Below are 21,996 nucleotides of genomic sequence, written 5' to 3' on the forward strand. Positions count from 1 at the left end.
GCGCAGCAATGCTGTACTTCTATTTTATGGGTTTTTGCATTATATCTAATTGCTAACTTTTGCGGGTAACATCTACGGTAACCTCCATATGCTGACCTCCTCCAGAATACACGATTCCTTTTAAGGGAACAACATCTGAAAAATCACGTCCTTTAGCCACGCGTATATGCTGGTCTGATACTAAAAGATTATTTGTAGCATCAAACTCTACCCAACCTATGTCAGGTATATATAAAGACATCCAAGCATGAGAAGCATCTGCTCCTGCTAACTTGGGTTTTCCTGGTGGAGGAATGGTTTCAATATACCCACTTATATACCTAGCAGACAAGCCGATAGAACGCACACAGGCCAAACCAAAATGTGCATAATCTTGACATACTCCTTTTTTATGTTTAAACACTTCTTCTAGAGGAGTACTTATTTCCGTGAAGCCGGGCGTAAATGTAAAGTCGGTATAAATACGCGTATTTAATTCATGCATCGCTTCCATTATTGGTCTGTTTGGAGTAAAAGACATTAAAGCATACGCACGTATAGCTGATAAGAAGGTAACATGAGGCGATTCTAAATAAAATTGCCGGATATCATTAGAGGTATCTATAGACTGCAGCAATTTAACTACCGATTCCCAAGCAGGTGTTTCGGCAGGATTTATAGCCAACCACGTTGGTGGATGCACTGTAATTTCATTGGTACTTTCAACAACAAGCTTTTTGTGGGCTTTTTGCAGTGAAAAATAGAAGTATTTATTTTCAAAAAAATCTTCTCGTTCCATTATAAAATTTGGCTCAGGATCAATAGTACATTTAGAGGAATTGATTTCCTGTAAAGTATTATTACCACTAACCTGAAATACGATATTATGGCATAACGAAACCATAGATTGATATTCGTATACTGTTTTGTGTTTCACTTCGTAAATCATATTTCTGGAATTTTAGTGCTTACAAAACCAAATGTAGTTTCCGTATGGTTAAAATATTGACTTATAAATAAACTCGAAGCATCTCCAAGCAACTGTTCTAATTTTTCCATTAAAAGGATTAAGTCTTTTCTAGAACCTGATTTTTTCTTTCCTTTTTTTAATAGGTTAGGTTCGCTTAAACGAACCAAGGTCGTTGCCTCTAAAAGTTTTTTCTGTATTAAACTAAGCTGTAGCTGTACTTCAGACGTTTTTGGCATGCGATTTACACGTTTTTCAAGTTGTGTAATTTGGTATACTACAGATCGTGGATTCAATTCATTTAGCAACAACAATGTTAATGTATTGGTGAATTCAATAGTAGATCTATACATATAACGATACGTAATTAAACTCTCGTTATTAATTAACACGCACTCTAAGAGCGATTTTTCTGTTTCGCTGTCCAGTTCCTTAGATAGGATATTTTTTAGAAAAGTACAGGTCATATAAGAAGATTCCAGATCACTTCCTATGCACTGTAAATTCCAAGAAACATCTCTTGTCATCGTATCTACCCGTAAGCCATGATACGCCATAAGCCGTATAATTAAACCATCTAAAATATAACTAATATCATTGATTCTAGTGCTCTCTTTAAGCTTGTTACTTTCTTCTGAAATATGATCTAATATGCGCCAACTATCAAGACCTAAACGGTCACGTACCGCATAGGCGTTACGTAAAAATGCTTGTAGGGAGTGATTCAAGGAACCTGCCTTTGTTACATCAGTGATTACAGAAATGAGTTCTTTTTCAGGATTCACTAATGTTTCTTTATCTTCGAAACCTGGCAATAACAAGGTGATATTAGAAAATGATTTTAATAAAGAGCAGAGTACCACATCTTTTTCAACATTTAAGTTATCCTCAGTTTCATAATACTTCTTTATAATAACGCGTGCCAGACGCACTAGAAAAATAGAACGTTCTACATACCTGCCCAACCAGAATAATTTTTCTGCGGTACTGCTCGGCAATACATTTTCTGTTTGCGGAATTTTATTTGGTACACTTTCTGATTTAGTATGTTTATCACTACCAAGCACCCAAGTATCTTTACTGATCCCTCCCGCTTGATTGGAAACTATAAACGTTCCTTCATCTGCAGAACTTCGGGTTAATCCACCCGGCATCACTTGGTACGAATGGTCTGTAGTATCTGCTACTACATAACTTCTAAATACCGCATTTCTAGAGGCTAACTTACCGTCTATGTATGATGGCGTTGTAGAAAAATTTACCCTTTCTTGACCTACATACAAATAAGGCCTCATATTAATTTCATTCTTCAGGGTTGCTATCTGTTCCTCATCTAATGATGAGCCGTACATAGCACTACTTGTATCATCACTATATATTTTTCTGATAATTAATTTTTCTAAATTATCAAATACATATTGTTTTGCAGCTGCTTGTCCGCACCACCATGTAGCGACAGAAGGTAGAATAAGTTCTTCCCCTAAAATATGTCTACATAGCTTAGGTAAAAACGCCATTAAGCCTGGATTTTCAAGAATCCTACTGCCTAAAGGATTTATAAGCATTACCTTTTGCTGCCGTACTGCCTCCATAAGGCCTACAACCCCTAATTGCGAGTTCATTTTAAACTCTAAAGGATCGCAGAAAACATCATCAACTCGACGTACGATAACATCTACTTTTTTAAGTCCTTTTATTGTTTTTAGCCAAACATACCCATCACTTACTGTAAGATCTGCACCACTTACCAAGGTAAAACCCATCAATGAAGAAAGGTAAGCATGCTCAAAATAAGCCTCGTTTTCTGAACCTGGCGAAAGAAAAACTACTCTTGGCTCTTCCTTATTTTGCCATGCGAGATTTGTTATGGTTCTCTTTAAAGTTTCGTAGTACGTATTGATTTTTCTAATCTGATTTTCTCGAATCATTTCAGGAAAAACTCGGGTCATGGCGACCCTATTTTCAAAGGTATATCCTGCTCCCGAAGGCGCATCTGTACGGTCATGTAAAACCCACATTTTACCATTCGGCCCACGTGCTAAATCGGCAGAATACTGTATCAATTGTTGCTCTCCCGGAATTTTTAATTTATCAACCTGCCGTAAAAATCCTTTGTGATTATAGATCAGTTCAAAAGGGATATGGCCAGAGCGAATAAGTGTACGTTTGCCATAGATATCTTTTAAAATATGATTTAATAAAACAGTACGCTGTTTCAGCCCTGATTCTATAACGTTCCAATCTTGCTCTCCAAAAATCATGGGCACAGAATCAAGCATCCAAGGCCTGTTCATCCCATCCGGATCACCATAAATATTATAGGTAACCCCATTTTCTTTCAATTGCCGCTTTAGTTGAAGCTGGCGCTCATCCATCTCCTCTTTCCCAAGCGTATTAAAGGTATCCAATATCTTTTCCCAATGTGGATGCACTGAACCGTCAGGCGATGTTATTTCGTCAAAATAGGGAGAATTACTTTCGACTTTTTTTTGTAATAAAGAAGAAATCATATCTTCTTTATAAAGCTGGTTGTCCATTATTGAATTTTCTTTTTCGCTTTATATTGTCTCAAATCCATAGTATATGGATAATCAGGATTTACTACTTCGCCACTAATATCATACTGCGTTGTAATTTGTATTGGTGTAATATAGCGTCCTGCAGACTGTTGTGTTGCTACGGTAGGTTCTACCAAATTAACGGTATGTCCAAAATCAAAAAATCTAGAAATACGTCGCGATTCTGCCTCATAACTATTCACAGGAAAGGTTTCATAATTGCGCCCTCCTGGATGTGCCACATGGTATTTGCAAGCCGCCACAGATTTTTTAGACCAGGTATCATACAAATCAATTACTAAAGGAGTATCCGCCCCTAGCGTTGGATGTAATGCAGAAGGCGGCTGCCATGCACGGTAGCGTATTCCTGCCACATATTCGCCCTGAACTCCTGTGTTCTTTAGTGGAATACGGCATCCATTACAAATGAGTATGTAACGAGAATCTGTCAATCCGCTTACTTTTACCTGAATTCTTTCTAATGAAGAATCTACAAAACGTGCTGTTCCTGTGCTAGACATTTCTTCTCCTAGTACATGCCAAGGTTCAATCGCCATGGTTAATTCTATATGGATATTATCTACTTGTAATTCTCCTAAAAATGGAAAACGGAAGGCAAAAAATGGATCAAACCAATCCAAATTCATTTTATATCCTGCATTTTGTAAGTCTTTCATCACATCGCCTAAATCATTAGAACAATAATGGGGCAATAAAAACCGGTCATGGAGTGCTGTTCCCCAACGTACTAATTTATGTTCATAAGGTTTTTCCCAAAACCAAGCCATTAAGGAGCGTATCAATAAAAATTGTACCATACACATTTGATAATGTGGTGGCATATCAAATCCTCTAAATTCTAAAATTCCCAAGCGTCCTGTTGAAGAATCTGGAGAATACAATTTATCAATACAAAATTCTGCTCTATGGGTATTCCCCGTAATATCTACCAATAAATTTCTGAAGATGCGATCTACCAACCAAAATGGTACTTCGTTTTCTTTTAGGTCTTCTGGTATTTGCTGAAAGGCCAATTCTAGCTCGTATAACATTTCATCACGCCCTTCATCTACTCGTGGTGCCTGACTTGTAGGACCAATAAACTGTGTAGAAAACAAATACGATAATGAAGGATGATGTTGCCAATAGGTAATAAAACTACGCAATACATCTGGTCTGCGAAGTAACGGACTGTCTGCTGGGGTTACTCCTCCTAGCGTTACATGGTTCCCACCACCGGTTCCGGTATGTTTCCCGTCTAGATTAAACTTTTCTGTAGTTAATTGAGTTTCCGCAGCTTTTTTATAAAGAATATCATAATTATTCAGAATTTCTTTCCAACTACTTGCGGGGTGAATATTTACTTCAATAACGCCTGGATCGGGTGTGATTTGAAATTTCTGGATGCGATTATCTGAAGGAGGATCATACCCTTCAATAAGAATAGGCATTTGTAACTTCTCAGCTACTACCTCAATATGATTTACCAATTGAAGGTAATGTTCAAAATGTGTCAGCGGTGGTAAAAATATAAAGAGTTTTCCTGCTCTTATTTCTACTGATAAACTGGTAATAAAAATGGACTCACTATCTGCTATTTGCTGACGCCCTTCGCTCTTTGCTGTATTTTCTTTTATGCTGGGTAATGCCTCTGCTGCTTCAAATAAACTAGGCTCTGGCTTCACTTTCACTTCTTCGTGATCAAATGCTTGAATAGATTTCAACGGCAATCGTAAGCCTAAAGGAGAGTTCCCAGGAACTAGAAATAGGTTTTTTCTACGGAATTTCCATGCACAAGTTTCCCACGTACTATTTTCAAAATTCCATGCAATTGGTATAGAATAACCGATAGGTTTATTCATACCGTGTTGCAACAATTCTGATAAACGCTGACGTTCTAATGGAGCTTCTAAATCGAGTTTTAAAGGATCTACATCTATAGGTATATTACTTTCTTCCCATGCAAAATAAAAGGGATCTTCATACGCAGGGTGTATACATTCTTGGTTTAGTTGTAAGGATTTTGCTAAAGCGTTCATAAACGTATCCGCATCATCTACCGTAAATTTATAATCGTGAGATAGGTCTGCTAAAAGCGTATCATTATTCCAAATTGGCAAGCCATCTTTACGCCAATAACATCCTAATTTCCAACGAGGCAAAGGCTCTCCAGGATACCATTTTCCTTGTCCGTACAGCATTAAAGCTCCCGTACCAAATTCATCTTTTAGTTTATGAAAAAGTTCATTTGATAATTTACGCTTTTGTGCGCCATCTGCTGCAGAATTCCACTCTGGTGCATCTTGATTATCTGTAGCAACAAACGTGGGTTCTCCTCCCATGGTTAGCCGCACATCTTTCGCTAACAATACCGCATCAACTTGTTCTCCTAAGGTCACAATATCATTCCACTGTTCATCGGAATAAGGTTTAGTCACTCGGGGTTTTTCTACAATACGCGTTACGGTATTTTCAAAATGAAATTCGGTTTTTGCTGCTTCTGCAAGCCCTGAAATTGGGGCGGCACTATCTGGATTAGGAGTACACGCCAAAGGAATATGTCCTTCCCCAGCAAACAAGCCTGAGGTAGCATCTAAACCTATCCAACCAGCTCCTGGAACATAAACTTCTGCCCAAGCGTGTAAATCTGTAAAATCTTCCTCGGCTCCAGAGGGTCCTGTAAGCGATTTAACATCCGGTTTTAATTGCACCAAATACCCTGATGCAAAACGTGATGCCAATCCTAAATGACGTAACAATTGTACCAATACCCAAGTAAAATCACGACAAGAGCCTGATTTTAACTGCAAGGTTTCTTCACAGGATTGTACTCCTGCTTCCAAGCGGATGTTATAGGATAATTGATTATATATCAACTGATTTAAGGCGACTAAAGAATCAACCATATTCATATCATCGGTTAAAAGCGCTTTTGCTTCCTTAACCAAATTGAGCATCAAGGCATCTTTTTCTTTTATCTCTAAGTAAGGCGATAATTGTTGTAATAAGCCTTCTTCATAGGTAAAACCTGGTTTTGAGGCATATTCTTCAATAAAAAAATCGAAAGGATTAATCACCACTAGATCTGCAATAACCTCTACATCTACCGAAAAATGATCTACTTTATCTGGAAAAACAATTCTAGCCATATAGTTTCCAAAAGGATCTTGCTGCCAGTTGATAAAGTGATTTTTAGGATTGATATTTAAACTATATCCTTTAATCGGGGTACGAGAATGTGGTGCAGGACGTAGCCTAATTACCTGTGGCGATAATTTAATATGCTTATCATATTTGTATTCTGTGTAATGCCTTATGGCTACTTGTATTGACATCGACTAAGAAATTAATGTGAAAATTATCTAAGAGCAAAATTAACTATTAGATGTTATTTATTTAGACTCGTATTCGTAATGCTTAGGCGGACCTACAACAAAAACATAAGAAAGCGATTTTTTATGAAATATACTATCATTCATTTGTTTTTTATTTCTAGCTGTAGGTACTAAAATTTGGTGTAGAAATTTTCCTGTTCTTCCGCTACTTTCTCAACAGTTACCACCTGTTTTAAAGGAACAACACCTGGACCAAATTGGTTAAAAACGGCAACATCTGCTGCATCGGTACCATAGCCTAAAGCAACATAACCTCCTTTTTTGTCCGATTGTGTGGCATCAAACGTATACCAGCATCCACCTACATACACTTCAAACCAGGCATGCATATCCATCGGTTTTAAATTATGTAAATATCCCACAACAATACGAGCAGGAATGCTTATACTGCGGCATAAGGCAATGCCTAAATGGGCTAAGTCTCTACAAACCCCAGATTGTCGATAGTTAACGTCTACCGCTGAAATAGGGAAATTACTGCTCCCTGGAATATAGCTGATTGTATTACGCAACCAAGATTCAATAGCAGCAACTTGGTTATATCCTGGTAATTCATTTGCTGTAATAGATACAGCCAAATCATTAAAACGATCTGATTCACAATACCTACTCGGTAATAAATAACGTAAGATTGAATCTGGTAAATTTTGAATCTCTACAAATGGAGCCCCAAAATGAACAGCAACTACATCTGGAACTTGTACCTCTGCCTTGGTACTAATGGAGAAATTTCCCGAAGGAGCAATCAGTCGCTGACAAAGGTTACCCGCAATATCTGTATGTTCAACCACGGGTATCATGGGCGAAATTTTGTATTCTTCGCGTTCTACCCATTGTGCTGCATTACTTCGTGGGCGCAGCATTAATATAAACGGCGTAGGTACTTCTAACTCAAACAATAAAAAAAAACTAATTCGCAATACCATAGGGAAGTGTTTTATAAAATACGTGAAAATAGGTTTGTTTTTAGCTACAGGGTATTTTCCAATGCCCAACCAATTTAAGTATTATTTAGGTAGTAAAAGAGTTCTATTTTAGTTGATTAGGTATTATTTATGAATCGTAACTTTTAGTACTATTAATTTCCTAATTAGATAAAAAACCTGCGGATAATCTTTTGATTTTAGGGTGACAATTTATAAGCATCTTACAAAAATAGGAACGCGAAGATATCGGGAAAAGCACCCATTCCCCTTTCTAATTGCACTGTAGCCATCAGTTGTAATAACACATAAGTTAAACACTGCTAAGACTTTACACCGCATATATTAAACAAAAAAAGGAAACAAAAACAACTATAGGGTCACTATTTACGTACATCCTTAAACCCCATTACATGAATCTTATGAAAAATTTAAAATCTTACGTAGGCATTCTATACCTAGTTTTCGCTTTATATAGCTGTACTAGTGATGATGCCAAGGTTGTTGTTCCTAGTGAAACCGAAGAGTCAATAACCCCTATTGATGAAGAAGAGCCTAATGAAGAAAACCCTGTTGCTACCACATTGATTGCCAATGATCTTGAACCACACCCTATGCAAGATATTGCCAGACCCGAATATTTAAAAACTATCGTAGATCCTTCTTTCGGAACAACCATTCGTAGAATATCAAATGCTGGAGACGGTGGGGTTATAAAACCTATGTACAGTACCATCCAAGCTTGGAATGCCGATGAAACTAGAATGATTCTGTACGACCAAACAAACGGTGTACATCAATTGCTAGATGGCATGACCTATGAATTCATTCGGAATCTTGATGACCTGCGCCCGGATGATTTAGAGCAACTATTCTGGGATTTCAATGATGCAGATGTCCTGTATTATTTAGATGCGAGTACGGATGATTTTATTAAATACAGTATTTCATCTTCAACGAAAGAGATTTTAGTCAATTTAAAAGACGTCACAGGTTGTGATGGTAGTATTAGTATGGGCAGTGATGTGCAAATGATGTCTTGGGATTCTGATGTGATAGGCTTTAGATGTGATAATAGCACCACCTATTCGTATCGTTTCTCTACTCAGAACCTAACCCCCTTTAATCTTGATGATGTAAACTATGCAGCCGTTATGCCTGCACCTAGTGGCACCTTATTTTACCATAATGTGTCTTCTTATGATGCCAATGGTAATTTTGTGGCTAGACTTAATAAAAGCAAACCAGAGCATTCTTGTTTAGGGCAAATGACCGATGGAACGGATACTGATTATTCGGTAAGTTTTGATGGCGGACCTAATGGTGGTTGTCAAGGGAATATTATTGCTTTCGATTTAAACACGGGGGAGTGTCTTCCTGTGATTTCTGAAGCTCAAGGGTATGCTTATCCAAAAACAGGAACCCATATTTCTGCAGTTGCTCATAAAAACCCGGGGTGGATTGCTGCTTCAATGATTGGTTTTGATGAAGACGGACAAGCATTATTAGATCAAGAATTAGTGATTGCACGTGTTGAACCTGGGAATGTTGAGGTGTACAGAATTGGACACCACAGAGCCGATGAAGACCAATTTGATTATTGGGGAGAACCGCATGCTGTAATCAGCCCTACAGGAACCAGAGTCCTTTTTGGTTCTGACTGGAGCGGTTCTGAAGATGGCAAGTCTGTTGAATCTTACGTCGTAGAACTCCCTTCTTTTAATCCGTAAATAAAATAAGGTCTAGCATGCTCCTGTAGCGGCTAGACCTATCTTTTTAAATTTACGTTCTTATACCCTTCTAAATAATAGCGTATTATATTTTAGCACCCTATTATCGCATGCAGGTTGGTCTGTTCTTAGAAATATGTTGAAACTGACCAATAGCCATTCTTCTAGAGCCTTCTTTAGCGCGTTCTGCTACGGTACCCACATATAAAGTATCTACGGTTGCTGCCCACAATTGCAACCAAGTATCAAAATGGGTTTGTTCAATGCTATGTTTCATATGGGCATCTACTTTTAAATGTGCTTCGCTAGGGTTGCCTTTAAAACAGACATTTCCTAATAATGCAGTTTCCCAAAAATCGGTTAGTTTTTCTAAATGTGCCGGCCATTGCGCTGCTGCGATATGTTCATTAAAGATTGGTCCTAACAAATCGTTTTTTCTAACTTCAGCATAAAAAGTATGTACCAATAAAGTAATCTCTGCTCTGTTTTCTATGTCTTTCATCTTACATGTTATAAAATGCAACACAGACTAAATATTAGGCTGTGTTGATTTTTAATTAATTTTTCTTTTTGATACAATACACACTTCCTTGAATGGTAAACCAACAGAAATAAAATATTCCTATAGAGAATATGATATCGCCAATCATACGCATCCATTTTAAGGTTTGTACGGTTGGTGAATATAGTAATTCTGCATCTCTAGCAAAAGAATATCCTTTAGTAATAGACGTATACGCTTGTATAATTCCTATGGGTAATAAACTTAAGACCACCATGGCTACTAATCCAATATTCAAGAACCAAAAGGCTCTTTTCAATTTTACAGAATTCCACACCCGGTCTGAATAGAAACGCAAACAGATGATGATAAAGCCCATTCCCAGTAAACCATACACCCCAAATAAAGCGGTATGCGCATGTACTGCGGTAGTATTTAAACCCTGAATGTAATAGAGTGCAATAGGCGGATTAATTAAGAACCCGAACACCCCTGCGCCTACCATATTCCAAAAGGCTACCGCAATAAAAAAGAATACTGGCCATTTGTATTTTTGCATCCATTCATTGGATTTTAAAAGGTTCCAGTTTTCACGAATTTCGAAACCCATGAGCGTTAGCGGTACTACTTCTAGTGCACTAAACGTAGCTCCTAATGCAATGGCTTGCACAGGTGTGCCCGAATAATATAAATGATGTAAGGTTCCTATGATTCCACCTGCTAGAAAAATCGTCGCCGAAGCAATGGACGCTTTTCCTGCTGTTTTTGCGGATAGAATTTTCATCCGTAAGAAGATAAAAGCAATTATTACCGTCGCAAATACTTCAAAGAAACCTTCTACCCAAAGGTGTACCAACCACCAGCGCCAATAATTAATTACCGGCAAACTACTGTTTTCGCCATACATTAATCCAGAGAAAAAGAACATCCCTATAGCTATTACAGAAATGAGTAGAATGATTAGCAAGTGCTTAGAATCATCATTCCTCTTAATTGCAAAAACTACGTGTCTACCTACCATCAACACCCACAATACTAAACCTATGCCCAAGAATATTTGCCAAAACCTACCTAAATCCATATACTCATAGCCTTGATGGCCAAAAAAGAAATTGGTGGTTAAATCTAAAAACTGATGTACGCCTAACCACTCCCCTAACATCGATCCTAATACAATTATAATTAAGGCGATAAATAAAAAATTGATCCCGAATACTTGAAACTTCATTTCTTTACCGCTAATCATCGGTGCTAGAAACAAACCAGTAGCAAGCCATGTAGCCGCAATCCAAAATACCGCCAATTGGGTGTGCCATGTTCTGGTAATGGAATAGGGTAAGAAACTAGACAAATCAAATCCAAAGAAGGCTTGCCCTTCTACCGTATAATGCACCGTTAGTGCTCCTAAAACAACCTGTAGCGCTATCAATAAAGAGATTACAATAAAGTATTTTAATACCGCCTTCTGTGATCTGGTTAACACCAAGGTATCTAAAGGGTCTTGCTTAGGGTGAATTACCGCATCTCCTTTTTCATGGTTGCGGATGTAATAATAACTCAAGGCGCCAATAAATAATAACAGGAGTACAATAGAAAATCCGGACCAAATTTGAGATTCTGGCGTAATGGTATTCCCTATTAAAGGTTCATGCGGCCAGTTAGAGGTGTAGGTATAATTCTCATTAGGCCTATTGGTACTCGCTGCCCAAGAGGTCCAGAACAAAAAAGCATTTAACTGTGCTAGTTTTACTTGATCTGTAAGTGCCCCTTCTGGAATGGCATATTGCTCATAACCTTCAGAAAAAATACGGGTGTAATGAGCAGTATTGCTCCTAATTGCAGCATAACGTGCGGCAGAAATAGTTATAGCTCCGGTCTCTGGGTTGTAGCTATTGGTTTTAATATCTTTAATTAACCGCGCTTTTAGCGCTGCCTTATTTTCAACATCTAGGTTTTCGTAGGTAGAATTAAAGTCTTTTTTAGCCCATGCCGCTAACATAAATACGGCTTCCTTATGAATCCAATCGGCAGACCAATCGGGAGCCACATAACTCCCATGACCCCAAATGGACCCTACTTCCATCCCTCCTATAGATTCCCATACATTCTGACCTATTTGTATATCGGCCTTTGTAAAAACCGTCTCTCCCGTTTCTTTAATCGTAACGGTTTCCGGAATTGGTGGTTGTGTTTGATATACTTCTGTTCCTACCCATATTAAGGCTATAAACGAGAGTATAACAACGCTAGAAAATGCAATCCAAACTTTTTTCATGGTTGTTTCTTTTTCAATTCCTAGTTGGCTACATTTTTTACACGGTCTACACTATCTGCCGTAGAAATGGTCAAACGGATAATCGCGTCTTCAATACAAAATAAATCATGGGGAACACTAGCCTCCAAGGCAATTAAATCTCCTCTTTTTAATTGCTGTTTTTCTCCAGCTACGCCAAAATCTATAAGGCCTTCAAAGAGTTCTACTACTATTGGAAAAGGAGCTTTATGCTCTTTCATCTGTTGTCCTTTTTTCATGAGGATTCGCACCTCTTTTGTGCTGTTTGTTTTTAATAAAACACTCACTGCTGGTCGGTCTTCCAAATAGTTAAGATTCGCTGTTATTGATGCTGTTTTCATAGTATATATATTTGTTGTTGTTTTAATTTTAATGTTCTTAATTAGAGGAACTTACGTATTCCTATTGCTTGTTTGTATTTAAATGTTTAAAGCTCCTAAATCCAAATAAAATAAGACAAGTTATCTTTATGATTTCTACGAGCACGTACCACAGATGCAACTTGCTTTTTCCTAGCACTACGCCTTCCCGTATTAAATTGGCTCTCTCATCTAAAGCGGGCAATAACCACACACTTTGTAATACCAAAATGGCTACTGCTGTATAAAACAATCCCTGTAGGCGCAATGAATTTTTTTCTTTGGAGGCTACACTTAATACCAGAATAACTATGGCACTGGTAATTTCTACTTTATTCAACGCACTAAAGACCAATTGCCCAATGCCTAAACCCAATGCAGTATCTATGCCTGGAGCCCTAAATTTTAACCATGCCTCCATAAAGCTGATGGCGCCTATAAACCCTACCCAGATAAATGTGATGGCAATACTATACTTCTGTTTTTTCATAACGGATTAAAAGACCTTTTTATCTTCTATTAAATTAAATTTTAGCGTTTGAGTATGATGCTTTCTAAACTTAGATCATTCACAACCGATTTAATCGAGGTGGTTTCTAGCATATCCTGCAAATTATCACGGATTTCAACGAATTTAAAATGAAGTGGACAAGGCGAATTGGCATCACATTGTTTTAAGCCCAAGGCACAGCCTTTATAGATACTGTCCCCATCTAGTATGGTGACAATTTCACTTAGTTTTGTATCCATCTTTTCTGGTAAAATACTAAATCCTCCATAGGGTCCTTTTAAGGAATGTACAATCTGTGTTTTCGTAAGCTTCTGTAATATTTTTGCGGTAAATGCCTGTGGAGAGTTTATTTCTTCAGAAATAGTGGTCATACTCACCTTAATATCTTTATCGCTCTGTTGTGCGATAAAAAGTACTGCCCTAAGTCCATACTCACACGATTTTGAAAACATAACTCCCCTATTTAGATGCCAAAGATATATAATTTTTATAGAGGATAAAAATATCCTTTATAAGAAAATTAAAAATTTTCTTATTCTGATGCCCAAATTGAGAGATTACACCCCGAACTACTAAGTCTGTCATGTAAAATTAAAAGAAGTTTTTCGACATTTGTCATTTTATCATTAAAAACAGCTGATTTTGAAAGACCTGGTTGAACAAGATAAACTTTATAATCCCAATCTGTAGGAATAAAATCATTATGCAAATCGTTCAACTCATCTAACTTATTATCTAAAATTGTTGAATTTTGAGTATTTGTTACTCTATATAATAACTGTTTAATTATAAAACTGGACCTTATCCATATACAATTTCTCATAGCCTGCTGGAATAATTCAGTTATATTTCGCATATCGGCTCCAGGATTATCTGTATATGAAAATTTGCAATGAAAAAAGTGAATTGTTTTTTTCTTTTCAGAAAACCATATTATATCAGCCATTTCTCCAGCTCCATCATCAATTACTACAATATCATTATCAGAGTAATCGGGATTATCAGTAATCACTTTAATAGTCTTTTGTTGAACATTATATTTTTTTCCTCTTTTTGGTGGCTTTGCTTCCTTTGTTACATCAGTATCATCCCATCCATTCTCAATATTTTTGAATAAATCAATATCAAATTTTTGTTCTTTAATTTTTGGCGCAAATAAGGTAGAGCCTTTTAATGTCTTTGCATTCTGAAATATTATTAACGGCGGATAATCATTAATAAAGTCTTCAAAACTAATATTAATTGGATCTTTAAAAGGAATATCCATTATAATATGGATATCTTTATCTGATGTAACTACCCATTTTTTTTCATCATCAAAGTTAAAGTGGATTTTCGCTAGCTCATCTTTTTTAACAAAAAGTGCGCATTCAATTTTTTTCTTTTCTTCTGATAATTTCTCAAAAAGTATTTCAGGAGTAAAACCTTCATAATCTTTATCCCCTTTTATAATTTTCACAATAGCAATTTGAAATATAACATTATCAAATAGAACAGAAACTGGATTATCTTCGAATATTTCAACAGTTTTGAAATCTGCTAAATTTGACATCCTAGGAATTTTTGATTCATTATTTCCTAATTTAATTAGGGAATGAATATGTTGACACCAAAACGAAAATTCTCTAAGGTTTTTCCTTTTAATTGCCCATATTCGACCATTATTTACGGCTATACCTCTAGTTTCATTTTCGTCTATTCTTGATAATGCATGACCAAAAGAAAATACAGAACCATCAGAATGTTTAACTGCAGACTCCACTTCAAGACCCATTAACATTTTATATGATGGATTTGATGCTCCACTTCCATAAATATTTGACATTCCAACCATAAAGTACTGCCCAATGGTATTATCACTTAATCCATTTCTTATATATGATGCTGGGATAATTTCATATTTTTTTGTGTCAAATAGTTTAGATTTCATATAATTTAAGACCAAATCAGAAGTCGTACTTTCAAATAAAAAATCATCAATTAAATATAAAATATGCAAATCATAATTATCTTGAAACAAGGCTAAATCTTTTCCCCAAGGCAATGTTTTCTTATGCTTTGTAATTAATATTAAAGGGGAATTAACATCATCTTGATGTGTAAATACTAATTCAATTCCTGAAGGCATTTTTTTATGAAATCCTTTTATAAACTCAAAGCCAACTTTAGTTTTATAGATCTTGGTACTAAAGAATGGTTTCAAATCATCAGGAGATAAACCTAATGGATTTAATTCACTTGATTCTAAATCAGGGAACAAAGGTGAATTCGTGACAATTTTATCTACTAATTCAGGAATTAGTAAATCCCAAGACTTATCAAAATAGTATAACTTCTTAACTTCACCTTTTACATAGTTTTTATCTGCAATTAAAATTGCATTTCCAATTTGTTCTTTATGTATTCTGGAAATTCTACCAATAAATTGAATTGTTGTAGGTAGTGTTCTTGGAATATCATGTAGTACACTTATTTTCAATGTCGGTATATCTAAACCTTCTCCAATCATACCTACAGCAATTAAACTTTCTAACTCACCTTTTTTACATTTAATCAAACAATCTTCATTTTGTTTTGTAGTATTCCCACTATGAATTAAACCAACCGATATTCCTTTAGCTTCATATAATATTTTTAATTCTTCAGCGGAATCAATTTTTTTAGTTTTGATTAATAATTGAGCATTTGGATTTTTTTCTTGTTCTTTCCTCAAATTTTCTATCGCAGCATCTGCCAAAAGTGAATCTTTTTCTTGACTTTCTCCATTTTTAGTGTCTACATTTTTAAAGGTAACAGGTCTATATATTTCATCCTTTATAGCCTTAGCCATAGGATAATGATAAATTAAATCTCCAGGAATTCTTTTTCGGTCTCTTCTAAAAGGAGTTGCAGTTAACAAAATAATTTTCGAATCTGAATAATCTTTAAACACACTCCTATAAATTTTTGCAGGTGTATGATGTGCTTCATCAATAATTATTAAATCAAATAGATCTTTTGGAGGAGCTATGTTTTCTTTCATTTCAGAAGAACAACTGTGTGGAGTTGAAACAACCACATCATATAATTTTGTTGCTTCTATCCAATCATTTTCATTTTTTAAATATCCTATATGATTATTTACATTAGGCTTAACTTCATTCTTGTAAACACCCAAGGTCTTTAGTATTTCCATTCCACTAAAAACATCAAAAATTTGTTTTCTAATAACAACCGATGGAGTAATTATTAATACTTTTTTAATCTTCAATTCAAAACATATTGCTATCATCAAAGCTGTTTTACCAGAACCTGTTGGCATACTAATTAAAGCTGGTGCATTACTCTTAGTATAGTGACTTTTAACAGCCCAAATAGCTCCTAATTGACATTTTCTAAAACCAATTTCATCTTGATCAACCTCTAATTTAAATTGATCTTTATTTTTTATAAAAAAAGACATTATACTTTGTTTTAAATTAAATATTATATTCTAGGAGGGAAAAATAAATATAGTGAATTTTAAGATCCACCCCACTGCGGTTTCCCGCAGTATCAAGAAAAAAGATTGTCGTATGGCGCTTTGCTTTCCTCTTTCGTATTGCGAGTAACATTCAAAAAAAAGTATTTACCACTACGCAACAAGACACTAGTGCGGTAGTGCTATACTAATTCATAAAAAATTCTGTTTACTATCTAATGGGTGAGCTATGCCTAAAAATTAAGGGTAGCATGTCCGTTTACATTTTAAATTATTTCTAAAAAAATAATATGAAAAATACCCACTATTCACTTTTCTTAGTTGTGTTATTAACTTTTTTGTCGTGCAAGCAAGACGAGCTCAACGTACTGGAAACAGTAACTACAGAAAATTTAGATGAGGGTGGTTTGCCCGAGCTTACCTTTAGCTCTGTCCTTCCTGCAATGACCAGCACCGAAGCCTATACTATAGATATAGCACAATGGAATATTCCTAATGATGGCACCGATGCGGCAACGACCACCACCAATTTACAGGCAGCTATAGATTGGGCACATGCGGAAGGTTTTGCTACCGTTACGCTTCCGGAAGGCACTTATTTGGTAGGCGAAGAGAAAAATGACATTTACCAAGGGGGAATAGAAATACACGAGAATACGGAGTTTGTGTTTGGTGAAGGGGCTATTCTAGAAATAGACACCAATGATAAATGGAACTACTGCGTACTTAGTTTAGATGGCGATAATATTATTGTTAGAGACGGTATTATCCAAGGCGATAGAGACACCCATGTATTTACGCCTCGCGAGAGTGATAATAAGGTAGCACATGATGAAGGCCATGGAATTTGTGTTTGGAACGATAGTAACGTTGTCCTTATTGACCATATGATTATTAGAAATACCACTGGTGATGGTTCACTTGTCTTAGAAGCTACGGATGTTACTTTTACCAACAACACCATTTACAACAACCGCAGACAGGGAATTTCTGTAGTGGGCGGCACCCGCATTACCATCACTGATAATGAAATACACCATATGAATGGTACGAGTCCGCAATTTGGAATAGATATAGAAGGTGCTGGGCGTGTAGATGAAGATATCCTGATCCAGAACAATTATTTTCATCATAATACGGGTGGAGATATTGTGAATACTAGTGGTAAAAATGTATACATTTTAGACAATGTTTTAGAACAAGGAGAAGGCAATGAGTATATAGATGGTCCACTTGTGTCTTGGCATAAAACCCACAATATTATTGCAAGAAATACCATTACCATGCTTAGTGGTTCTGTAAATGGTAGGTTAGGATACATACAATACTCTAGCGGTGGCGACAAAGGCCATAGCCGTGCTACTTATGTACATGATAATGTCATGAACAATTGTGGCATGTATATGTATAAAAGTGCTGATGCCGATGTGCGTAGAAATAAATTCTATGGCTACTTTGCAGCATTCTCAGATTTTGACAATTTAATCTTAGAAGATAATTTAGTAACCTATTCTCAAGAACATACGAATCTTAGGTATTGCTGGTCCTATCGTTTTAAAGAAGCTACGGGTACAGCTAGTGGAAATTATTTAGAGGATGAACTGCAAGACCTTCCGTTATCAGAAACAGAACCGTATACTATGCAATGTGTTTTAGATGGGTGGTAGGCTTAGGGTCGATACGAAATAAAAAATGCCTTTCTGAAATATTCTTCAGAAAGGCATTTTTTGTATACCTGTTTTTAGAAAAGAAATGCCACTACTATCCTTTAAAGAATACAACGCTTGGCGCCTGTTTGCACCGTCCGCTTATACAGGTAAACGAATAGAAAATAGGGCAAAAACGTTTTTTACTACACTCCTATTTTCCTTGAAATGACGAAAAAACACCCTTTTTCGTCAAAAAATAGCCATTTTGAGCCTTTTTTTGATAAAATATGCCTTTTTATTAGGAATAACGTAGAAAAAAGTGTATAATAAGGAAAGAAATAATAACTAAAACATATATATGAGGCAACTAAAGATCACTAAGCAAATTACAAACAGAGACACAAAATCATTAGAAAAGTATTTCCAAGAAATATCAAAATTAGACATGATTACCGCTAATGAGGAAGTAGAACTGGCCATAAAAATTCGTGAAGGAGATCAAGTTGCACTTAACACCTTAGTAAATGCTAATTTGCGTTTTGTAGTTTCAGTGGCAAAGCAATATCAAGGAAGTGGTTTACGACTTTCTGATTTGATTAATGAAGGAAATGTTGGACTAGTAAAAGCAGCCAAACGTTTTGATGAAACCCGAGGCTTTAAATTTATTTCGTATGCTGTATGGTGGATAAGACAATCTATTTTACAAGCGATATCTGAATTATCACGTATGGTCCGTCTGCCTTTAAATAAAATTGGAGAGATTGGTAAAATAAATAAGGTGTTTTCTTATTTAGAACAGAGCCTACAACGCCCGCCAAATGCTATTGAAATAGCTAGAGAATTAGACATGAGCACGTCACAAGTAAAGCTTGCCATGAAAAACACAGGCAAACACTTGTCTATGGATGCGCCTTTCGCAGAAGGAGAGTCTTCTAACTTGTACAATGTGGTACAATCAAAAGAAGCCAATAGTCCAGATACGAACTTAATGCAAGAATCGCTTACTTCGGATATCGGTGATTTATTAAGTACATTACCAAGTAGAGAAAGTGACATCATCCGTTTGTACTATGGAATAGGAGAAAAAGCGCCTATGAGTTTAACAGAAATTGGTGAAATTTTTGATATTAGCAGAGAGCGTGTACGACAAATTAGAGAAAAAGCCATTAGAGTATTGCGTAGAAAATCTCAAAAAGAGGTATTGAAAGCATACTTGTAAAATATTCTCAACTTAATACTTGAAAATCCGACCTGAGAAGGTCGGATTTTTTTTATATCAAATTTTTCAGCCTTAAGCCATTGCTAATGCCTGTAATTCTTTAGCGGCTTTTGCAGGATCTTCTGCACCATAGATGGCTGCGCCAGCTACGGCAACAAGAACACCTGAATTTTTAACTGCCGTTATACTCTTTAAATTAACACCCCCAGCAATAGATACGGCAACGCCGGCTCTTGCAGCTTCGTCTATCAATACTTGAATAGAATATCCCTCTTCTGCCTGCTCATCTAAACCTGCATGTAATTCTACAAACTCCGCGCCTAAAGCAATAGCTTCTTGTGCACGTTTTACTCTATCCTTTACCCCGATGGTATCTACAACAACCCCTTTACCATGTTCCTTAGCTGCTTTTACCGCTCCAACAATGGTAGAATCTCCTGTTGCTCCTAAAACTGTAATATAATCTGCTCCGGCGCCAAAAGCCATATTTGCTTCTAATTCCCCTGCATCGGCCGTTTTAAAATCTGCCAAAACTAATTTATCAGGAAAAGCATCTTTCATCTTTCTTATTCCTGCTAAACCTTCACTTTTAATAAGCGGAGTACCTAATTCTATAATGTCTATGTACGGAGCTACTTTTGTTGCTAATGCGATAGCGTCGTCTATGCTTAATAAATCTATTGCTACTTGTAATTTTGCCATAATTGTATATTTAAACTATTCTTAATTTATATTTGAGTACTTCTTAATTATTCCATATTTGCGTGACGCTTCCATAATTCGGAAGCCGAAGTGCCTTCTATTTCCCAAAGGCTTTGTATTAATGCATCGAAAACTAAAAGCAACGATTGCTCAAAAAGGCTTCCCGCGTATTGTTTAGATACAGCTTCAACCCGTTCTTGTTTTTGTGCAGCAGGTATCGTTACCGTTTGGTTTGCCACTTGTGCTAAAGGCGATTCCGTATTGGTAGTAAAACAAAGGACAGCTGCACCTACTTTTTTAGCAGTTTCTGCCGCCCTAACAATCCCGCTAGTGGTTCCAGAACCAGAACCTGCAATAAGTAAATCTCCTTTCATTATTGCGGGCGCAGTAGTTTCTCCTACCACATGAACCTTATAGCCTAGATGCATTAAGCGCATGGCCGCAGCTTTCATCATAAGGCCCGTTCTCCCTGCTCCCATAACAAATAGCCGATCTGCATTGTTTATCACAGGGATCAATGCTGCTATTTCTTCATACTTAAGAGTATGTATTAGTTTTATATGCTCATTAATAATCGTATTCATGGCATTTTCTACTACTTGGGTTTCCTTATTTTTAAGTATGTTTTCCATCGTTAATCTTCCTTTATGCTATTGCTTCTCCATATCGAAGGCAAAATTAGGGACGCTCCTGAACTAAAGAGTTATACAATTTGACAGATGTCTGGTACAATTTGCCCTTATCCTAAAAAAGGGTGGTGTTATTCACTATTTTTGTGGTACATTTTGGAAACTGTCATTTTTTAAGGGGTAATAGGCAACTTACAAACCCCAATGTAGTGCCATAAAAAAACTAGTATGCTTAGTGATAAAGTTTTATATATTCGAGATTTAGGGAATTGCCCTCCAGCCTATTTAAATGACCCTGCACGAAGAGATTTTTTTGAGATTGTTTGGTTGCGCAATGAGGATGCACTTCATGTTCCGCAACACGATTTTCAAACCCTAAAAGGAGATTGGATTTATTTGATTCCACCTTACCGTGTACATCAATTAAACAAGGCGGGAAAAAATGGCGTATTAATTTCTTTTAAGCAAGAATTATTGGAAGGAGATTTAAAAGAGTTCTTATTAGATGTTTTCCGTATGTTCAATATCCAAGGAGAATTTTCTTGTTTACAAGTCAACGAAGAAACCTCTAAAAGCTTGGTATCTGTACTTCAGCTTTTAAAAGAAGATTATGACAAACCCACGGTGAATTTGATTATGATAAAAGCCCTATTAAAAGTGTTTTTATTAAAGTTGATTCATTTAAAAGAACAGCATTTTACACTACAGGATATTAATGAAAAGCGTGTGTATGAATTTATGCTATTGCTTGAGAATAATTACAAAGAGGAGCGTACCGCTAATTTTTATGCGGAACAATTGGGCATAAGCGCAAAACGGCTCAATCAGATATTAAAAGAAAAACTAAACAAAACTGGGGTTCAATTAATACATGACCGAGTAATACTGGAGGCAAAACGTCAAATCATACACAGCGAGAATACAATTAAAGAAATAGCCTATAATTTAGATTTTAAGGATCATTCCTACTTCAGCCGTTTTTTCAAACAACACGCTGCACAAACGCCACAGGAATTCCAAAATAATGTAAAGGAGCATGTCATTTCACATGACAACACCTTATATAGTTAGTTCCTATTTTTTTGAAGTAATTTCTGCATCTTTACTAGCGCATAACAGG

16 protein-coding genes are annotated in these 21,996 nt (G+C 36.2%); 4 read left to right on the forward strand and 12 right to left on the reverse strand.

What is annotated here, in order from left to right; translation table 11 throughout:
• Nucleotides 1-52 precede the first annotated feature (52 nt).
• From GQR94_RS20200 to GQR94_RS20215, 4 genes are all read right to left on the reverse strand, one after another.
• Nucleotides 53-928 (reverse strand): transglutaminase family protein, encoded by an 876-nt coding sequence (locus tag GQR94_RS20200; RefSeq protein WP_158978644.1) that lies wholly within the window; start codon nucleotides 926-928, stop codon nucleotides 53-55.
• Nucleotides 925-3,483: a circularly permuted type 2 ATP-grasp protein gene (locus GQR94_RS20205; protein WP_158978645.1), complete on the reverse strand. Its 2,559-nt coding sequence runs from the start codon at nucleotides 3,481-3,483 to the stop codon at nucleotides 925-927. The genes GQR94_RS20200 and GQR94_RS20205 overlap by 4 nt, the downstream gene beginning before the upstream one ends.
• Nucleotides 3,483-6,839, reverse strand: a complete 3,357-nt coding sequence (locus GQR94_RS20210; protein WP_158978647.1) for a DUF2126 domain-containing protein — start codon at nucleotides 6,837-6,839, stop codon at nucleotides 3,483-3,485. The genes GQR94_RS20205 and GQR94_RS20210 overlap by 1 nt, the downstream gene beginning before the upstream one ends.
• Nucleotides 6,840-7,009: 170 nt before the next feature.
• Complete coding sequence (locus tag GQR94_RS20215) at nucleotides 7,010-7,825, reverse strand: transglutaminase family protein (protein WP_158978649.1); 816 nt, start codon at nucleotides 7,823-7,825, stop codon at nucleotides 7,010-7,012.
• Between the two features lie 419 nt (nucleotides 7,826-8,244).
• Here GQR94_RS20215 and GQR94_RS20220 point away from each other — a divergent pair, with 419 nt between their 5' ends.
• On the forward strand, nucleotides 8,245-9,552 hold the full coding sequence (locus GQR94_RS20220; RefSeq protein ID WP_158978651.1) for a hypothetical protein: 1,308 nt from the start codon (nucleotides 8,245-8,247) through the stop codon (nucleotides 9,550-9,552).
• A gap of 103 nt (nucleotides 9,553-9,655) precedes the next feature.
• Here GQR94_RS20220 and GQR94_RS20225 read toward each other — a convergent pair whose 3' ends face one another.
• From GQR94_RS20225 to GQR94_RS20250, 6 genes are all read right to left on the reverse strand, one after another.
• Nucleotides 9,656-10,054 carry a group III truncated hemoglobin gene (locus GQR94_RS20225; RefSeq protein WP_158978653.1) on the reverse strand — a complete coding sequence of 133 codons (399 nt, stop codon included), beginning with the start codon at nucleotides 10,052-10,054 and terminating at the stop codon, nucleotides 9,656-9,658.
• Nucleotides 10,055-10,109: 55 nt separating this feature from the next.
• Nucleotides 10,110-12,329: a nitric-oxide reductase large subunit gene (locus GQR94_RS20230; protein ID WP_158978655.1), complete on the reverse strand. Its 2,220-nt coding sequence runs from the start codon at nucleotides 12,327-12,329 to the stop codon at nucleotides 10,110-10,112.
• 20 nt (nucleotides 12,330-12,349) lie between these two features.
• Nucleotides 12,350-12,688 carry a cupin domain-containing protein gene (locus GQR94_RS20235; RefSeq protein ID WP_158978657.1) on the reverse strand — a complete coding sequence of 113 codons (339 nt, stop codon included), beginning with the start codon at nucleotides 12,686-12,688 and terminating at the stop codon, nucleotides 12,350-12,352.
• Between the two features lie 61 nt (nucleotides 12,689-12,749).
• Nucleotides 12,750-13,196, reverse strand: coding sequence for a hypothetical protein (locus tag GQR94_RS20240; RefSeq protein WP_158978659.1), 447 nt, complete (start codon nucleotides 13,194-13,196; stop codon nucleotides 12,750-12,752).
• A gap of 41 nt (nucleotides 13,197-13,237) precedes the next feature.
• Nucleotides 13,238-13,669 (reverse strand): Rrf2 family transcriptional regulator, encoded by a 432-nt coding sequence (locus tag GQR94_RS20245; RefSeq protein WP_158978661.1) that lies wholly within the window; start codon nucleotides 13,667-13,669, stop codon nucleotides 13,238-13,240.
• Between the two features lie 80 nt (nucleotides 13,670-13,749).
• A complete protein-coding gene (locus tag GQR94_RS20250) occupies nucleotides 13,750-16,659 on the reverse strand; it encodes a DEAD/DEAH box helicase (RefSeq protein ID WP_158978663.1) in 2,910 nt (969 codons plus the stop codon).
• A gap of 308 nt (nucleotides 16,660-16,967) precedes the next feature.
• Here GQR94_RS20250 and GQR94_RS20255 point away from each other — a divergent pair, with 308 nt between their 5' ends.
• Both GQR94_RS20255 and GQR94_RS20260 read left to right on the forward strand, forming a co-directional pair.
• Nucleotides 16,968-18,344, forward strand: coding sequence for a right-handed parallel beta-helix repeat-containing protein (locus GQR94_RS20255; RefSeq protein WP_158978665.1), 1,377 nt, complete (start codon nucleotides 16,968-16,970; stop codon nucleotides 18,342-18,344).
• A 340-nt stretch (nucleotides 18,345-18,684) separates the two neighbouring features.
• Nucleotides 18,685-19,545: an RNA polymerase sigma factor RpoD/SigA gene (locus GQR94_RS20260; RefSeq protein ID WP_158978667.1), complete on the forward strand. Its 861-nt coding sequence runs from the start codon at nucleotides 18,685-18,687 to the stop codon at nucleotides 19,543-19,545.
• Nucleotides 19,546-19,617: 72 nt separating this feature from the next.
• Here GQR94_RS20260 and hxlA read toward each other — a convergent pair whose 3' ends face one another.
• Complete coding sequence (hxlA, locus tag GQR94_RS20265) at nucleotides 19,618-20,247, reverse strand: 3-hexulose-6-phosphate synthase (protein WP_158978669.1); 630 nt, start codon at nucleotides 20,245-20,247, stop codon at nucleotides 19,618-19,620.
• A 47-nt stretch (nucleotides 20,248-20,294) separates the two neighbouring features.
• Nucleotides 20,295-20,879 carry a 6-phospho-3-hexuloisomerase gene (hxlB, locus tag GQR94_RS20270; protein WP_158978671.1) on the reverse strand — a complete coding sequence of 195 codons (585 nt, stop codon included), beginning with the start codon at nucleotides 20,877-20,879 and terminating at the stop codon, nucleotides 20,295-20,297.
• Between the two features lie 225 nt (nucleotides 20,880-21,104).
• On the opposite strand from hxlB, the gene GQR94_RS20275 reads away from it, so the two are divergent.
• Nucleotides 21,105-21,947 carry a helix-turn-helix domain-containing protein gene (locus GQR94_RS20275; protein ID WP_158978673.1) on the forward strand — a complete coding sequence of 281 codons (843 nt, stop codon included), beginning with the start codon at nucleotides 21,105-21,107 and terminating at the stop codon, nucleotides 21,945-21,947.
• Nucleotides 21,948-21,996 lie beyond the last annotated feature (49 nt).

Origin of the sequence: Cellulophaga sp. L1A9 (assembly GCF_009797025.1) — a bacterium.
Lineage (GTDB): Bacteria > Bacteroidota > Bacteroidia > Flavobacteriales > Flavobacteriaceae > Cellulophaga.

Bases quoted from the DNA above. Each gene is read 5' to 3' on its own strand.
- GQR94_RS20200 (WP_158978644.1), bottom strand. From the start codon at position 928: ATGATTTACGAAGTGAAACACAAAACAGTATACGAATATCAATCTATG.
- GQR94_RS20205 (WP_158978645.1), bottom strand. From the start codon at position 3,483: ATGGACAACCAGCTTTATAAAGAAGATATGATTTCTTCTTTATTACAA.
- GQR94_RS20210 (WP_158978647.1), bottom strand. From the start codon at position 6,839: ATGTCAATACAAGTAGCCATAAGGCATTACACAGAATACAAATATGAT.
- GQR94_RS20215 (WP_158978649.1), bottom strand. From the start codon at position 7,825: ATGGTATTGCGAATTAGTTTTTTTTTATTGTTTGAGTTAGAAGTACCT.
- GQR94_RS20220 (WP_158978651.1), top strand. From the start codon at position 8,245: ATGAAAAATTTAAAATCTTACGTAGGCATTCTATACCTAGTTTTCGCT.
- GQR94_RS20225 (WP_158978653.1), bottom strand. From the start codon at position 10,054: ATGAAAGACATAGAAAACAGAGCAGAGATTACTTTATTGGTACATACT.
- GQR94_RS20230 (WP_158978655.1), bottom strand. From the start codon at position 12,329: ATGAAAAAAGTTTGGATTGCATTTTCTAGCGTTGTTATACTCTCGTTT.
- GQR94_RS20235 (WP_158978657.1), bottom strand. From the start codon at position 12,688: ATGAAAACAGCATCAATAACAGCGAATCTTAACTATTTGGAAGACCGA.
- GQR94_RS20240 (WP_158978659.1), bottom strand. From the start codon at position 13,196: ATGAAAAAACAGAAGTATAGTATTGCCATCACATTTATCTGGGTAGGG.
- GQR94_RS20245 (WP_158978661.1), bottom strand. From the start codon at position 13,669: ATGTTTTCAAAATCGTGTGAGTATGGACTTAGGGCAGTACTTTTTATC.
- GQR94_RS20250 (WP_158978663.1), bottom strand. From the start codon at position 16,659: ATGTCTTTTTTTATAAAAAATAAAGATCAATTTAAATTAGAGGTTGAT.
- GQR94_RS20255 (WP_158978665.1), top strand. From the start codon at position 16,968: ATGAAAAATACCCACTATTCACTTTTCTTAGTTGTGTTATTAACTTTT.
- GQR94_RS20260 (WP_158978667.1), top strand. From the start codon at position 18,685: ATGAGGCAACTAAAGATCACTAAGCAAATTACAAACAGAGACACAAAA.
- hxlA (WP_158978669.1), bottom strand. From the start codon at position 20,247: ATGGCAAAATTACAAGTAGCAATAGATTTATTAAGCATAGACGACGCT.
- hxlB (WP_158978671.1), bottom strand. From the start codon at position 20,879: ATGGAAAACATACTTAAAAATAAGGAAACCCAAGTAGTAGAAAATGCC.
- GQR94_RS20275 (WP_158978673.1), top strand. From the start codon at position 21,105: ATGCTTAGTGATAAAGTTTTATATATTCGAGATTTAGGGAATTGCCCT.